Source organism: Gordonia sp. ABKF26, assembly GCF_041103195.1.
Taxonomy (GTDB): Bacteria; Actinomycetota; Actinomycetes; order Mycobacteriales; family Mycobacteriaceae; genus Gordonia; species Gordonia terrae.
Window position 1 is genome coordinate 5453525 of record NZ_JBGCVZ010000003.1, and the last position, 14805, is coordinate 5468329.

Below are 14805 nucleotides of genomic sequence, written 5' to 3' on the forward strand. Positions count from 1 at the left end.
CGGCCCGGGCGTCACTCGGCGTCCGGGGTCGCCTTCTTCGCAGCTGTCTTCTTCGCGGTGGTCTTCTTCGCTGCCGTCTTCTTGGCGGTCGTCTTCTTCGCCGTGGTCTTCTTGGCCGCCGTCTTCTTGGCCGCCGTCTTCTTCGCCGCGGCCTTCTTGGCCGGAGCCTTCTTGGCCGCCTTCTTCGTGGCCTTCTTGGCGGGGCCGCGCGCGCGCCGATCGGCGAGCAGCTCCATCGCGCGTTCCGGCGTGATCGAGGCGACCTCGTCGCCCTTGCGCAGGCTCGCGTTGGTCTCGCCGTCGGTCACGTACGGTCCGAAGCGGCCGTCCTTGATGACCATCGGCTTGCCGCTGACCTCGTCGTCCTTGCCGAGTTCACGGAGCGGCGGTGCGGCGGCCTGCCGACCGCGGCGCTTGGGCTCGGAGTAGATCTTCAGCGCCTCGTCGAGGGTGATCTCGAACAGCTGCTCCTCAGAACCGAGCGACCGCGAGTCCGACCCCTTCTTGAGGTACGGACCGTACCGGCCGTTCTGCGCGGTGATCTCGTCGCCGGACTCCGGGTCGACGCCGACGACACGCGGCAGCGACAGGAGCTTCAGCGCATCGTCGAGCGTGACCGTCGAGATGTCCATCGTCTTGAACAGCGAGCCGGTGCGCGGCTTGGGACCGGCCTTCTTCGCAGCCTTCTTCGCGGTCTTCTTGGCCGCGGGCTTCGTCTTCGTCGCCGTGCCGCCGCCCGGCGCGTCGAGCGGGACGACGTCGCCGTCGGCGGAATCGGAACCGCCGGTGCCACCGCCGGCCCCGCCATCGCGCGGGGTCGGGCCCGCGGGGATGGTCGCCGGGGTGTCGCCGTCGTCGTCATCGTCGTCCGACGGCAGGATCTCGGTCACGTACGGACCGAACCGGCCTTCCTTGGCGACGATCTCGTGGCCCGTTGCCGGGTCTGTGCCCAGCGAGCGGCCCTCTTGCGGTGTGGCGAACAGCTTTTCGGCGATCGCGAGAGTCAGCTCGTCCGGTGTGATGTCGGCGGGCAGGTTGGCGCGCTGCAGATCCGGCTCGGCGTCGGGCGACGTCGCGACATTGCGCTCCAGGTACGGCCCGAATCGGCCGACCCGCACGTAGATCGGACGCCCTTCCTCGTCGTTGAACAGGCGGATCGAGTTGACCTGCCGGGCGTCGATCTCTTCGAGGTTGACGCCGACGAGCTTCTTGAGTCCGCCGTACTGCGCGATCGCCGAATGGGCGGAACGGTTCTCGCCGTCGGCACCCGGGTGGTCATCGCCGAAGTAGAACTCCGTCAACCACTTCGTCCGGTTCTCGTTGCCGGTCGCGATCTGGTCGAGGTCGTCCTCCAGCGTCGCTGTGAAGTCGTAGTCGACGAGGCTCTGGAAGTACGCCTCGAGCAGACCGACGACCGCGAAGGCGATCCACGACGGCACGAGGGCGTTGCCCTTCTTCACCACGTAGCCGCGATCCTGGATGGTGCCGATGATCGAGGCGTAGGTCGACGGGCGGCCGATGCCGAGTTCCTCGAGCACCTTCACCAGCGAGGCCTCGGTGAAGCGTGCGGGCGGGTTGGTCGAGTGACCGTCCGCGGTCAGGTCGGTCGCCGTCAGCGACTGGCCCTCGGTCAGCTGCGGAAGCCGGTTCTCGGCGTCGTCGGCCTGGCCGCCGCTCTGCTCGTCCACCGTCTCGACATACGCCGACAGGAAGCCGGGGAAGGTGATCGTGCGGCCCGACGCGGCGAACGTCGCGCGCTCTCCGGTGGAGGCGGTCCCCGCGATGCGCAGGCTCAGCGTGGTGCCCTTGGCATCGGCCATCTGCGAGGCGACGGTGCGCTGCCAGATCAGCTCGTAGAGGCGGAACTCGTCGGCCTCGAGCTGCCCGGCGACCTGGCCGGGGGTACGGAAGGTCTCGCCGGCGGGCCGGATCGCCTCGTGCGCCTCCTGAGCGTTCTTCACCTTGCGGGTGTACTGCCGGGGCGTCGGATGGACGAAGTTGTCGCCGTAGAGCTCGCGGGCCTGCGCGCGGGCGGCGTTGATCGCCGACTCGCTCAGGCTCGTCGAGTCGGTACGCATGTAGGTGATGAAGCCGTTCTCGTACAGGCGCTGCGCGATCCGCATCGTGCGGTCGGAGGTGAAGCGCAGCTTCCGGCCGGCCTCCTGCTGCAGCGTCGAGGTCATGAACGGCGCATACGGACGACGCGTGTAGGGCTTCTCCTCGACCGACGTCACGGTCATCGCCGCGCCCCGGAGACCGGCCGCCAGCCCCTCGGCGCGGTCGGCGTCGAGCACGATCACCCCGTCGGACTTCTTCAGCGCACCCGTGGACTCGAAGTCGCGTCCGGTGGCCACACGTGCGTCGTCGACGTTGACCAGTCGCGCCTTGAAGGTCTGGGGGTTGCCGACACCGGCATCTGCGTCGGCATCCATCGTCGCCGAGATGTCCCAGTACTCGGCCGACACGAACGCCATGCGCTCGCGTTCGCGCTCGACGATGATCCGCGTGGCCACCGATTGCACGCGGCCTGCCGACAGCTTCGGCATGACCTTCTTCCACAGCACCGGCGACACCTCGTAGCCGTACAGGCGGTCGAGGATGCGTCGGGTCTCCTGCGCGTCGACGAGGTCGATGTCGAGGTCACGCGGATTCTCCGCGGCCGCCCGGATGGCCGGTTCGGTGATCTCGTGGAACACCATGCGCTTGACCGGGATCTTCGGCTTGAGCGTCTCGAGGAGATGCCAGGCGATCGCCTCCCCCTCGCGGTCACCGTCGGTGGCGAGGTAGAGCTCGTCGACGTCCTTCATCAGGGACTTGAGTTCGCTGACGGTGGACTTCTTGTCGGGCGACACCACGTACAGCGGCTCGAAGTTCTCGTCGACGTTGACCCCGAGACGGGCCCACGGCTGACCCTTGTACTTGGCCGGCACGTCGGCGGCGCCGCGCGGGAGGTCGCGGATGTGCCCGCGGGAGGACTCCACCACATAGTTCGACCCGAGGTAGCCGGCGATCTTGCGGGCCTTGGTCGGCGACTCGACGATCACGAGGCGTCGGGTGGCCCCACTCGAGCGGGATGCGGTGCTGGTCTCTGCCACCGGGGCGTCCTTTGGTTGACTGGGTGGAGAACGTTCCTGCGTGTCAGTTCAGGTGTGTTCGATGGGTTTGTACCTTATGTATAGCGCCGTTTGCACATCTGAATTCCGCGCCGGACCCCAGCGAGCGACGGATCCGCCGGCACTTTGACACGTTCTACCAGTTCAGAGGCTCGAGTGTGGGATGGCTAATGCTCGTCCACCGGCGGCCAGTCCGCGACGGCCTCGGCGCAGGGCGGCACTCCGACGTACTCGTGCAGGCGCGACAGTCGCCGATGGCCGGCGATCCGCAGTGCCGGCGAATGCCCACGCGTACCGACCAGGGTGGGCGCGATGCCGACACGCATCAGCGCGGTGGCGAGCGCGGCGTGCGACTCCGGGGCGTGCGGATCCAAACCGAGCTGGTAGCGACCGTCGTCCAGGTGGCCTGCGGCGATCACCCACAGACGCAGTGCCCGGTAGCTCGGAACCCAGCCGGACGGCATCGCCTTCACCGCTCCCGCCGACCATGCCTTGTGCAGTGGGTCCAGTTCATGACAGGAGGCGGTGCGTGCCAGTGGAGTGCCCTCGTCCGACGCCGTCGACTCGGCGTCGAGTCCGGCCGCACGCATCTCGACGACGATCTGCTCGGCCCGCCAGCGGTCGGCCACCACGATCGAGACCCGCGTACCGGTTTCGGAGCGGACGGACTGTCCGTGCGCCGCGAGCAACCCCGCGAGATCGGCGTACGCGGGCTGTTCGGTCTCGGCAGAGAAAAACGACAACTGGCCCACGAGTCGAGACTAGTGGTGCGCCTCGGAAACCGGTGGGAGGTTTCCCAGGGAGCGATCGGTGATCGTCACGACGAAGGAGGAGGTATGGGAGCGCGGACAGAGGCGCATTGTGGGGCACGGACAACAAACCGCTCCCGCCTCGACGAATCGAAACGGGAGCGGTGGTTTGCCCCGACTGCGTGGTGCAGTCACACGCGGGTGTTCTCAGACGGCGCGGACGCCGGTGGCCTGCGGCCCCTTGGTGCCCTGTCCGACCTCGAACTCGACCCGCTGGTTCTCCTCGAGGGTGCGGAAACCGGATCCCTGGATCTCGGAATAGTGGACGAACACGTCGTCGGAACCCTCATCAGGCGCGATGAAGCCGAAGCCCTTTTCCGCGTTGAACCACTTCACAGTTCCCTGTGCCATTCTTGCAATCCTTTACATATCAACTGTCGCGACACGATGGGTCATCGTGTCGTGGCCGGTCGACCGCCATACCTCAAAGAGCCCCGCGAAGATCTGCATCGATCCGCCAAACTAACCTCAGTACCACGGCTGCAACATGCTTGTCGCCCACCGGGCGGTGGGTCGCGAAAGCTGCGGCCGGAACCAGTCAATCATGTTCGGCCCCCCAGCGATAGTCACACGAACCAAAGTGAGTCAAAACCTCGTCAAACTTCAGAGCAACGACATCAGCCGGTAACATCGCCGCAGGTCAGGAGACCTGAAGCCGCGACACTATTTCGAAGAGTTGTCACCAGAAGATGCAGTACTCCACATTCGGGACAGGACTACTGGCCCGGACCCTCGCGGGTTCCGACGCCGACCCCTCCCCCCTCACCCACCTGTCGGTAATCCCGTTTCGCTCAGCATCTTTCGTCGAGTGGCCGGAATGGGTGCCGCAACCGCTGATCGACGCCTACGCCGACAACGGCATCGAGAAGGTGTGGACTCATCAGGCGAGCGCGGCCGACGCCGCATTCCACGGAAATCATGTCGCTATTTGCACGGGTACCGCATCGGGCAAATCCCTGTCGTATCAAATGCCCATTCTCACTGCTTTGCTGAACGAAAAGAATGCGACCGCGCTATACCTCGCGCCGACAAAAGCACTCGGCGCCGACCAGATCCGGGCGGTGTCGTCGATCATCGCCGGACGACCGGAGTTCGGGCACCTGCAGCCGTGCGCATACGACGGCGACACCGACCCCGAGATCCGGCAGTGGGCGCGTGCGCATTCGCGCTGGATCTTCACCAACCCCGACATGCTGCACATCGGCATCCTGTCCCACCATCACCGGTGGCGACAGTTCTTCCGACGTCTCCGATTCATCGTCGTCGACGAATGTCACCACTACCGTGGGGTGTTCGGCTCGCACACCGCGCTGGTGATGCGGCGGTTGCTGCGCATCGCGCGGGCCGCAGGCGCCGACCCGATCGTCATCGGGGCGAGTGCGACGGTCGCCGAGCCGGCGGCGGCGCTGGGAAGGCTGATCGGCGAGCCCGCGGTGGCGGTGACCGAGGACGGGTCTCCCCGCGGTGAGCGGACCGTCGCCCTCTGGGAGCCCGACTTCCTGCCGGTGGTCACCGGGGAGAACGGCGCACCGGTGCGCCGCTCGGCCGGGGCCGAATCCGCGCGACTGCTGGCCGATTTCGTGGTGGAGGGGGCTCGCACACTGTGCTTCGCGCGCAGCCGACGAGGCGTGGAGCTCACCGCGCTCAGTGCGCGACACCTGTTGTCGCAGAGCGCCCCCGAGCTCGAGTCCCGGATCGGGGCCTACCGCGCCGGTTATCTGGCCGACGACCGGCGCCGTCTCGAGAAGGCCATCTCCGACGGCGAACTGCTCGGCGTGGCCACCACCAACGCGCTCGAACTCGGCGTCGACATCAGCGGACTCGACGCCGTGATCGTCAGTGGATATCCCGGCACGGTCGCCTCGTTCTGGCAGCAGGCCGGACGGGCGGGACGCCAGCGCGAGTCCGGCGATTCGCTCGTCGTGCTCGTCGCGCGCGATGACCCACTCGACACCTACCTCGTGCACCACCCCGAGTCGCTGCTCGGCAAGCCCGTCGAGGCCACGGTCACCGACCCGGCCAATCCCTACATCCTGGGCCCGCACCTGTTGTGCGCTGCCATGGAGAAGCCGCTGTCGGACACAGAGATCGACGCCTGGAATGCACACGACGTGGCACACGACCTCGCCGCCGAGGGTCTGCTCCGCAAACGCAAGTCGGGCTGGTACGTCACCGCCGGGACCGAACCCCACGCCGACGTCGACATCCGCGGCGGCATCGGCGGTCAGGTCCTCATCGTCGACACCACGACGTCGCAACTGCTCGGCACGGTCGACACCGGCCGGGCCATGTCCACGGTGCACCCCGGCGCCGTCCACATCCACCAGGGCGAAAGCTATCTCGTCGACGAGCTCGACCTCGACGACGGTCTCGCGCTGACACACCCCGAGGACCCGGACTGGACGACGTCGGCGCGAGAGACGTCCGACGTCACCGTGACCGCGACCCTCGCGAGCCGACGATTCGGTCCGCTGACGGTCGCGTTCGTCGAGGTCGACGTCACGCACCAGGTCGTGGGGTATCTGCGCACGTTGCGGACCGGCGAGGTGCTCGACGCCGTCGAACTCGACATGCCCGAACAGACACTCAGTACCCGCGCGGTGATGTACACCCTCACACCGGAGTCGCTCGCCGACGCCGGCATCGACGAGACCCGGCTCCCCGGCTCTCTCCACGCCGCCGAGCATGCGGCCATCGGTCTCCTTCCCCTGGTGGCCACCTGCGACCGCTGGGACATCGGTGGACTCTCCACCGACCTCCACCCGGACACCGGGCTGCCGACGGTCTTCGTCTACGACGGGTACATGGGCGGTGCCGGCTTCGCCGAACGGGGGCACTCGGCATTCCTGACCTGGATCGACGCCACCCGGGACGCGGTGGCCGGCTGCGGGTGCGAGAGCGGCTGCCCGTCCTGCGTCCAGAGCCCCAAGTGCGGCAACGGCAACGACCCGCTGGACAAGAATGGCGCAGTGGCCGTCCTGGATCTCCTCCGTCGGGAATACTTGGCCCATGCATGACGAGGCATCCGACCGGGGAACCCACACGTACCGTCAGGTCACCCGCCCCTCCCGTGCCTTCTTCCTGCTCGCCCGGCCGACGCAGAACACCGACCAGTTGCCGTCCTCCATCGGCGAACGCGACGTGTTCTTCTCCGAAGAGGAGGCACTCGACGCCCTGGACCTCCACTACGCCTGGTGCGCTGCCCGGTCCGGTGGGTTCACCGACGTCGTGACGACGGCGCAGTGGTACCTCCAGACGGCGATGGTCGGGCCACGGGTGACCGCGTCGCTCGGCGAGGTCTATCTGGCTTCCTCCGATGCCCAATCCGGCGAGATCTGGGCAGCAGCAGGAGGTTTCCTCACCGAGGGCGAGCTCATCCACTGGTCGTCGTTCGTTCGGGCTGCCCGGTCGTGGATTCCCTTGAACACCGGCACCGACGGCTTCGAACTCGCGTACCGCGGTGACACCGAGGTTCACTTTCACCAATTGTGGTTTGCCCCCATGCAATCCATCCGCGTGTACCCGAAGCAGATCGCCGTCGACTCGGACGGGCTCGGGTGAGTCCGCCCCGGCGGCGTCAGTCGATCGGCCCCGCCCGGGCCTGTGCGGTGGCGTGATTCGTCCCGAGGCTTCCGAGTTCGACCGGCACCCGTACCGTCACCACCACGTCATCGCCGTCGACACGACACCCGACCAGTTCTGCGCGGGGTCGTTGACGGCCGGCCAGGTCGTGCGCGGCCGCACACGGATTCACCTCGCCGGCGACGTGATCGATCGCCGCGGCCAGTGCCGACAGATCGGCCGCCGACTGCGCCCGGTGCCGGGCGAGCACCGCGCCCCCGACGTAGATCACCATCACGAGGACGGCGGCGAATGCCGCGATCGTGAATGCACCCAGTACCGTCGCGTGACCGTCATCGTCCACGACCAGTCCCCGGCCGGCCGTCATGGTCCGACCCCCGGCGCGAACACCACCTGATCCGCACCCGTCGGCTCCTTCGCCGCCACCGCCCGTGCCGACATCGTCAGACCCGGCAGCATCGCCACCTCCGACCTGACCTCGACGACGACATTCTCGTCCGAGGCCGAGATCGACACTCGTGCAGCGTCACCGACGAGCCGCCGGGCGGCCTCCCGCGCCGAGGAATCCCCCGCGGCGGACAGTCGCGCCACCTCTCGTGCCGCATCGGTACATCGGATCTGCGTGGTCACCGCGGCGATGGCGCCGACCGCGATCAGCACCGTGACGACAATCGCGGCGATCGCGTACGCGGCCTCGACGGTCACCATCCCCGATTCGTCGACGGCCAAGCGTCGCAATCGTTGTGACCCGATCATCAGCCGACCGAGGTGTTGAGCGCCTTCCCGATGATGCCGGTCAACGCGCTCACGATGTTGTCACCGGTGACGACCGTGTAGAGAATCGCACCGAACGCGGCCGCGGCAATGGTCCCGATTGCGTACTCCGCGGTCGACATCCCTTCCTCGTCGGTCATGAGCCGGGTCAGGTGCGCGCCGAGACGTTCGGTCACGGCGCCGGGGTCGTGCGCGGCGGGAGCGTCGTGAGTCCGGAAAATGGTGCGTGACATGGTCTCTCCTGAGAGTCGATGGAACCGCGGGCCGATCTGGTCCGAGCACTTGCGGTGTTGCAGGTACTTGGACGCGCCGAGCGCCGATTCGGATCCCTCGGATTTCGAGACCATGCCGAGCCCTGGCCGGACCCGGACGAGGGCTGCCTACGAGGTCGACCACACCCCGAGTTCGTTGCCGCTCGGATCCGTGAAATGGAACCGTCGGCCGCCGGGAAAAGCGTAGGGTCCGTTGACGATCTCGCCACCGGCGGCGCGAACCTGTTCCGCCGTGGCGTCCAGGTCGTCGGAGTAGAGCAGCACGAGCGGGCCACCGCGCACCGCAGCCGTCTCGCTCGTCGCGAGGCCACCGACCTCGGGCAGGTCGGGACCGCCCGGGTTCACGATCCCCGCGTACGCGGGCCCGTAGTCGTTGAACTGCCAGCCGAACGCCGACGAATAGAACGCCTGCGCCGCGACGGAGTCGGTGACGGTGAGTTCGATGTAGTCGATTGCGTGGTGTCGAGAACCTGAGTCGGTCATGGGTCCATTGTGCGTCCTCGCACCGACAGCGCGTCAGACCGAACCCAGAACCGTCGAGGCGAGGCCGACGACGACCGGAACGATACCGAGGCAGATGAATGCGGGTAGGAAGCACAATCCGAGCGGGCCGCTGATGGCGACCCCGGCCCGCTCGGCGGCGGCAAGGGCGTCGTCGTGGGCCCGGCGCCGCACGTCCTCGGCGAGTTCGGCGAGCCCGCCCGCGAGCGACGAGCCGGCCCGCGCCGAGCGACGAGCCATCGCGGCGAGCGCGTCGAGGTGGTCGTCGGAGGCCGCGCCGTTCGACCCGTCGATCAACGCCGACCACGCCGCGTCCGGATCGGCACCGAGCTGCAGCAGGTCGGCGACGTGAGCGAGGGGCCCGGCCATCGACGCCGGTGCGCGCTCGGCGACCACCGACGCCGCGGTCCCCACCGGGAGTCCGGCACGTAGGCACACGGCGAAGAGATCGAATGCCGACGCGACTGCGAACGGGTCGTCGGGAGCAGGTCCGGCACCCAGCCACCGTGGCGTGCGATCCGGGGGCGGGGGCGGCCCGGTCACCCGGCACAGCAACCACCGCGGCGCCGGCCAGAGCCACAACGCCACGGCCAACAGTGCCGCGGACCAGGCGGCGCCCGCCATCCCGCCGGGCATCACCGCGCCAGCACCTTCCCGGTGATGCGCTCCGACCAGCCGATCCCTGCGGCCACCAGGCCACACCCCACGACCAGCAGAACGCCGCCCAGACCGCCACCGAGGAGGACCTGGATCGGTCCCGCACCCGTCGCCTGCCCCAGCGCGATCCCGAGCAGCGGCAGACCGGCCAGAACCGCTGCCGTCGCGCGTGGCCCCGACAGTCCGGCCCGTGTTCGATCCGCGAAACCCCGCCGTGCCTGCAGGTCCGAGCGCACCGCGCCGAGGAGGTCGCCCATCGGCAGACCGCGGTCGTCGGCGATCTGCCACGCCACACCGATACGACGCCACGACTCGCCACCCGCCGAGGCGTCGTCCCCGGACGTCGAATCGAGCACCGAACCACCCAGTGCGGCACGGCAGGCCATCGCCTCCAGGCCGTCGGCGATCGCTGATCCGGAACCCCCGTCACCGGGATCACGACGGCGGAGTTCGGCGACCGCGACCTCGCAGGCCCGCACCGGTGGCGCGCCGACCGACAGTTCGGCGATCATCAGCGACAGCGCGAGGAGCAGGTCGTCCGACCGACGATCGCGCGATTTCTCGGCCAGTCGGCGGCGGCGCACCCAGAGCACGACCGTCACGATGATCGCGGCCGCGATGGCGGCGGGCAACCCGCCCATCAGGGAGACACCGAAGGGCACCGCCATCGGAGCCAGCACGACCGGGATGGATGACCGGCTGGGGTCCTCGCCTCCGCAGACAGCCAGGATTCGGTACGTCACCCGTGGCGGAGAAGTCATCAGTACCGCGACACCCGCAGCGGCCGACACCAGCGCGACGGCGACCGGAGTCGACATCACCGGCACTCCCCCGTAGCCGTCCCCCGGCCGGCGACCAGCGCGTCGAACTGCCGACGATCCGCGGTGAAACCGTTGTGGCGCAACCAGATCGGCACGATCATCACCCGCCCGGAGTCGTCCCGTCGGACGATCCCGATCTCGACGAGACCCCGTGTTCCACCCGCATTCCGTGCCACCCCGAGGACCACCTGCAACGCGGCACCCAGCTGACTGTGGAGGGCATCACGTCCCATACCTCCCAGCGCGGCAAGTGCTTCCATCCGCGCCGGCACCTCCGAGGTCGAGTTCGCGTGCACCGTACCGGCACTCCCGTCGTGACCGGTGTTCAGCGCCGTGAGCAGGTCGATGACCTCACTGCCTCGAACTTCGCCGACGATGATCCGGTCGGGTCTCATCCGAAGCGCCTGCCGGACGAGCGTCCGCACCGGGACCTCACCCACACCCTCGACATTCGATGCCCGCGCGACCAGCCGCACCACCTGCGGGTGGCGCGGGGCGAGCTCGAGGGCGTCCTCCACACACACCACCCGCTCGCGCGGATCCATGGCGCCGATCAGCGCGTTCAGCAGGGTCGTCTTCCCCGAGCCGGTGCCGCCGATCACCAGGAAGGCGAGCCGGTGACGCAGGATGTCGGCGATGACCGGCACCACCTCGGACGGGATCGCGCCGTTGTCGATCAGGCTCGGCAGGTCCTTGGACGCCGAACGCAGAACCCGCAGTGAGATGCACGTTCCGTCCGCAGCGAGTGGCGGAATGATCGCGTGGAGCCGCACGGTGTACCCGCGGCGTCCGACGTTCGACAACTGCCCGTCGACCCAGGGCTGGGCGTCGTCGAGGCGTCGTCCGGCCCCGAGTGCGAGCCGGCCCGCCAGTCGACGCACCGACCCCTCGTCCGGAAATCGGATCGGCGTCGACTCGAGCCCGGAACCCCGATCCACCCACACCTCGTCCGGACCCGCCACCAGGATGTCGGCGATGTCGGGTTCGGCGAGGAGTTGCTCGAGCTTGCCCGCCCCGGTCAGTTCGGTCTGCAGGAATCGGAGCGCGGCGAGCAGGTCGGTGTCGCCGAGCACTCCCCCGGCCTCTGCCCGGATCGCGTCGGCGATGACGGCCGGACTCGGGTCGGCCGCGTCGGCGGCCAGACGCGAGCGCACCCGGTCCAACAGCGCTTCGTCGGCCTGCCCGTCCGTTCGTGCCCGCGTCATGATGCGAGCCGCCGTCGCTCGGCGACCCGCGAGTGCACCGTCGCGGCCGCGCGGCCGAGTGGGCTGCGAGGTCGCAGTCGCAACGGGCCACCTTCCAGCCGCACGGCCAGACGCGGGTCCGGGCGAAAGGCGGCGAGCAGTGGGAGTCCGATCGCGTCGGCGACCTGCTGTGGCCGTAGCCCGCCGGGCGAGGGTCCCCGCACGACGAGCTCGACGGCCACCTCGTCGCCGACGACACGGTCGACGATGCGTCGAGCGGCGGCGCATCCGCCGACGGTGGGAGTGGTCACCACCACCACGACGTCGGTGGATGCGATTGCGGCGCGCACCACGGGGTTGTCGGAGCGCGGCAGGTCGACCACGACAAGATCGCCGTGCGTCTGTCCCGCATCGATGACCGCGGTGACGGCCTCCACGCTCAACCCGGCGGCGGGCAGTCGCTGGGAGGTCAGCACCGCGAGACCGTCACGCGCACTCGGCAGCGCCTGGTGGAGGGCCGTACCGCCGACGACCCCACCGTCGAGCGCGAGATCCTGCCAACGCAGCCCTGGGCGGCGCTCGATGCCGAGCAGAAGGTCGGCACCTGCGCCCATGTCGTCGAGGTCGAGGAGAAGCGTGGGCGAGCCGGCGTCGGCCGACGTCAGCGCCACCGCGGCAGCCAGCGTCGATGCTCCGGCGCCGCCGTGTGCACCGATGACCGCGACGACGCCGGCCGGGCGGCGTCGAGGTACCCGACACTCGGTCAGCACGCGGACCAGGCGCCCCTCCTCGGCCGGCAGGGTCGACGCGTCCTCGGCACCCAGGTCCATCGCCATCCGCCAGGTGTGTGCCCCCGGCTCGGCAGCACTGACCAGCACGAGTCCAGGGCGACGGGGCGGGCGTATGCGGGACAGGACCGCGACCGCAGGCGGGTCCGCGACCACGGCCCGGGCCGTCAGCCACTCGCGTCGGCAGTCGCCGGCAGACCCGACGTGCACGAGGTAACCGGCCGCGGCGGCGCAGCGCACGACGTCGTCGCGGAGGTCAGGGTCTACGAGAACCAGCAGTTCGTCGGGCATGCGGACGATCATGCGGCAGGCGGAGGACGCCGACCGGCCGGAACACCGCCGCCTGGGGATGGAGTCCGGGCCTGTGGACAACCGGGCGCGACCGCCGAAGTTCCGCGGTAGAAAAGACCCCAGACAGAGGACAACCCCGGCCAGGGGGGGAGGAGGCCGGGGTCGTCACGTTTCAGCCCCGGGGGGTCGGGCTGAAACGTACCGGTATGAGAACCGGGTACCGATGACTATACACACGGTTTCGGATTCTTTGCAAGCACAACAATCGCATTCGCGAATGTCCGTTCTACTCCTCGGTAACAAGTTCTGCGAAATGCATGCGCTTCCTGGCCGCTATCGAGGAAACACCTTTTAGGGACGCGCGAATCTTCGCAACGTCATTGCAACGTCTACTCAGCGCGCCCAGCAGGCTCGCCACATTCCGCCTCGGGCCCCGAGACCTCGACGGGTCGTTCGGTTCGCCTGCGCCCCAAGCGATCTCACTGAATTCGGCAACTGGTCCAACATTCCGGCGCCGAACGCTTGATGTGATCGGCATCACGGTGTAGAACAGTGGTTACGGAAACTCGGAAGGCCAAGTTCGATCCGGAAGAGAAGGAACGGACCCCCACGCCGAGCACTTCCCAGCACGGGCGGCAAGCACCCACGCGGAGCACGCCGCATATGGCAAAAGTGTTGTGCGCCTGCGACATCACAGTCAGGACGACCGACCGCCACCACTCGATGCGCCACCGCCTTCCTCTCATGAGGCGCCAGGCCCGGGAGGAATGGCCCACAGCTGGCAGCACGTGGACGGTCCGCAATCCCGACTCGTGGTCAATCGCCGAGGCGGTAACCACAGCCCACCAAGCACGCTTGGTAACTTGGGTCCGTGCTACGCGGGCGGCAACCGCGTCGTTTACGACGCCGGCGGCCGCCCGCAGTGCTGTCCGGGGCCGACCCCGGGACGCTAGCCCGCCCGCGCCGCGTCGGCGATCGATTTCGCCTCCGCCGCACCGGCTTCCAGGGCCTCGCAGCAGAAGACGATCCAGTCCCGCAGGCCCGATTCGGTACCCGCCCCGAAGTTCGCAGCCAAGGTGCGGTACTCGCCGACCCGTTTGAACCAGGTCACCTCCGGCACGCCGAGACAGTGCGGGTCCAGACCGGTCGCAGCACTGACGAGGCGGGACGCGGCTCGGGCCACGACGCCGTTGGCGGTCGGGAAGGCATCCACGGCGAGCAACTCGCCGTGGACCACCGCGACGAGCACCGGCGCCGGGACCGACGTAGCACCGGTTGTCAACTGCCCCAACAGGTTGAGACGTTCACCCGCATCCGTCCCACTTCGTGGCCGTCCCAGCTCCTCGGGGTCACCGACGAGGTCCGCCGCGGCCAGGGTGTGCAGCCGCGCCAGAGCCTGCGCAGGCGCCCGCCGGATCACGGCGGTCAGCGTGACGAGGGAGTCGCCGTCGAGCGCCTGCGACACCCGCATCGCGCCCGCCAGGATCGGATCGTCGAAGTCGCCGTCGCGCCGGAGTTCGACGCTTCCACCGTCGATCGCGGCCGAGGACCGACCCGCGCGCCACGAGGCCTCGGTGGCCGTCTTGTCCCATCCTCGCAGGTTGGCGGGGTGCCGGTGGACCGCAGACAGGGCATCGCGCGCGCGGTCGGCAGCGTCGGCGACGCCGGGGAGTTCCAGCAGGGGCAGCAGCGGGTCGGTGGTCACGAACCGACGATAGTTGCGTCGTCGACACCCCGGCCAGGACGCCCCGGGGTCGGACGATCGGATGGACACCCCCCGCATCGAGAGTTACACCTTTCGGCGAATTGGAAACTCCGACGATCCATTGTTAGTCGTCGTTTCAGGAAATCCGTGTAGTCAATTGTTTGCGGGATATGTCAGAACTCTGATTGAAACGTCGGCGTGGGTCGTCGTACCGCACCCCGGATGGGCGTACGACCGTTCGTCGTCGCTCACCTGCCGTTCATCGCGTATCGGTCGCGTTCGCATACGGGCGGTTCCTGGCGCGACTC

The 14805-nt window shown here is 68.6% G+C and carries 14 protein-coding genes; 2 read left to right on the forward strand and 12 right to left on the reverse strand.

Annotated elements, in window-relative coordinates; all coding sequences use genetic code 11:
* Positions 1 to 11 precede the first annotated feature (11 nt).
* The 3 genes from topA to AB4Z55_RS25355 all read right to left on the reverse strand — a co-directional run bounded on the left by topA (position 12) and on the right by AB4Z55_RS25355 (position 4273).
* A complete protein-coding gene (gene topA / locus AB4Z55_RS25345) occupies positions 12 to 3095 on the reverse strand; it encodes a type I DNA topoisomerase (RefSeq protein ID WP_369520897.1) in 3084 nt (1027 codons plus the stop codon).
* A gap of 185 nt (positions 3096 to 3280) precedes the next feature.
* The gene (locus AB4Z55_RS25350) at positions 3281 to 3865 is read right to left on the reverse strand and encodes a hypothetical protein (RefSeq protein ID WP_004022111.1); all 585 of its coding nucleotides are present in this window, start codon (positions 3863 to 3865) and stop codon (positions 3281 to 3283) included.
* Positions 3866 to 4069: 204 nt separating this feature from the next.
* Positions 4070 to 4273 (reverse strand): cold-shock protein, encoded by a 204-nt coding sequence (locus AB4Z55_RS25355; protein WP_004022110.1) that lies wholly within the window; start codon positions 4271 to 4273, stop codon positions 4070 to 4072.
* A gap of 338 nt (positions 4274 to 4611) precedes the next feature.
* Here AB4Z55_RS25355 and AB4Z55_RS25360 point away from each other — a divergent pair, with 338 nt between their 5' ends.
* Together AB4Z55_RS25360 and AB4Z55_RS25365 are read left to right on the forward strand one after the other, a co-directional pair.
* Positions 4612 to 6939, forward strand: a complete 2328-nt coding sequence (locus tag AB4Z55_RS25360) for a DEAD/DEAH box helicase (RefSeq protein WP_369520898.1) — start codon at positions 4612 to 4614, stop codon at positions 6937 to 6939.
* On the forward strand, positions 6932 to 7483 hold the full coding sequence (locus tag AB4Z55_RS25365; protein WP_004022108.1) for a hypothetical protein: 552 nt from the start codon (positions 6932 to 6934) through the stop codon (positions 7481 to 7483). Before AB4Z55_RS25360 ends, AB4Z55_RS25365 begins: the two co-directional genes overlap by 8 nt.
* A gap of 16 nt (positions 7484 to 7499) precedes the next feature.
* Here AB4Z55_RS25365 and AB4Z55_RS25370 read toward each other — a convergent pair whose 3' ends face one another.
* The 9 genes from AB4Z55_RS25370 to AB4Z55_RS25410 form a co-directional block, all read right to left on the reverse strand.
* Entirely contained in the window at positions 7500 to 7871 is a 372-nt protein-coding gene (locus tag AB4Z55_RS25370) for an Rv3654c family TadE-like protein (RefSeq protein ID WP_239401930.1), read from the reverse strand.
* A complete protein-coding gene (locus tag AB4Z55_RS25375; RefSeq protein WP_239402178.1) occupies positions 7868 to 8212 on the reverse strand; it encodes a TadE family type IV pilus minor pilin in 345 nt (114 codons plus the stop codon). Before AB4Z55_RS25375 ends, AB4Z55_RS25370 begins: the two co-directional genes overlap by 4 nt.
* 47 nt (positions 8213 to 8259) lie before the next feature.
* Complete coding sequence (locus tag AB4Z55_RS25380; protein WP_033204594.1) at positions 8260 to 8511, reverse strand: DUF4244 domain-containing protein; 252 nt, start codon at positions 8509 to 8511, stop codon at positions 8260 to 8262.
* Positions 8512 to 8658: 147 nt separating this feature from the next.
* Positions 8659 to 9033: a VOC family protein gene (locus tag AB4Z55_RS25385; RefSeq protein ID WP_239401932.1), complete on the reverse strand. Its 375-nt coding sequence runs from the start codon at positions 9031 to 9033 to the stop codon at positions 8659 to 8661.
* Between the two features lie 33 nt (positions 9034 to 9066).
* Positions 9067 to 9675: a type II secretion system F family protein gene (locus AB4Z55_RS25390; protein ID WP_033204595.1), complete on the reverse strand. Its 609-nt coding sequence runs from the start codon at positions 9673 to 9675 to the stop codon at positions 9067 to 9069.
* Between the two features lie 11 nt (positions 9676 to 9686).
* Complete coding sequence (locus AB4Z55_RS25395; protein ID WP_239401934.1) at positions 9687 to 10526, reverse strand: type II secretion system F family protein; 840 nt, start codon at positions 10524 to 10526, stop codon at positions 9687 to 9689.
* The gene (locus AB4Z55_RS25400) at positions 10526 to 11734 is read right to left on the reverse strand and encodes a TadA family conjugal transfer-associated ATPase (protein ID WP_354561406.1); all 1209 of its coding nucleotides are present in this window, start codon (positions 11732 to 11734) and stop codon (positions 10526 to 10528) included. Before AB4Z55_RS25400 ends, AB4Z55_RS25395 begins: the two co-directional genes overlap by 1 nt.
* Complete coding sequence (ssd, locus tag AB4Z55_RS25405; protein WP_369520899.1) at positions 11731 to 12792, reverse strand: septum site-determining protein Ssd; 1062 nt, start codon at positions 12790 to 12792, stop codon at positions 11731 to 11733. The genes AB4Z55_RS25400 and ssd overlap by 4 nt, the downstream gene beginning before the upstream one ends.
* Before the next feature lie 949 nt (positions 12793 to 13741).
* Entirely contained in the window at positions 13742 to 14497 is a 756-nt protein-coding gene (locus AB4Z55_RS25410; protein WP_004022099.1) for a hypothetical protein, read from the reverse strand.
* Between the last annotated feature and the right edge of the window lie 308 nt (positions 14498 to 14805).

Coding starts and splice junctions, on each gene's coding strand:
- AB4Z55_RS25355 (WP_004022110.1), bottom strand. CDS start 4,273: ATGGCACAGGGAACTGTGAAGTGGTTCAACGCGGAAAAGGGCTTCGGC.
- AB4Z55_RS25370 (WP_239401930.1), bottom strand. CDS start 7,871: ATGACGGCCGGCCGGGGACTGGTCGTGGACGATGACGGTCACGCGACG.
- AB4Z55_RS25375 (WP_239402178.1), bottom strand. CDS start 8,212: ATGGTGACCGTCGAGGCCGCGTACGCGATCGCCGCGATTGTCGTCACG.
- AB4Z55_RS25380 (WP_033204594.1), bottom strand. CDS start 8,511: ATGTCACGCACCATTTTCCGGACTCACGACGCTCCCGCCGCGCACGAC.
- AB4Z55_RS25365 (WP_004022108.1), top strand. CDS start 6,932: ATGCATGACGAGGCATCCGACCGGGGAACCCACACGTACCGTCAGGTC.
- AB4Z55_RS25390 (WP_033204595.1), bottom strand. CDS start 9,675: ATGGCGGGCGCCGCCTGGTCCGCGGCACTGTTGGCCGTGGCGTTGTGG.
- AB4Z55_RS25400 (WP_354561406.1), bottom strand. CDS start 11,734: ATGACGCGGGCACGAACGGACGGGCAGGCCGACGAAGCGCTGTTGGAC.
- AB4Z55_RS25385 (WP_239401932.1), bottom strand. CDS start 9,033: ATGACCGACTCAGGTTCTCGACACCACGCAATCGACTACATCGAACTC.
- AB4Z55_RS25395 (WP_239401934.1), bottom strand. CDS start 10,526: ATGTCGACTCCGGTCGCCGTCGCGCTGGTGTCGGCCGCTGCGGGTGTC.
- ssd (WP_369520899.1), bottom strand. CDS start 12,792: ATGCCCGACGAACTGCTGGTTCTCGTAGACCCTGACCTCCGCGACGAC.
- AB4Z55_RS25360 (WP_369520898.1), top strand. CDS start 4,612: ATGCAGTACTCCACATTCGGGACAGGACTACTGGCCCGGACCCTCGCG.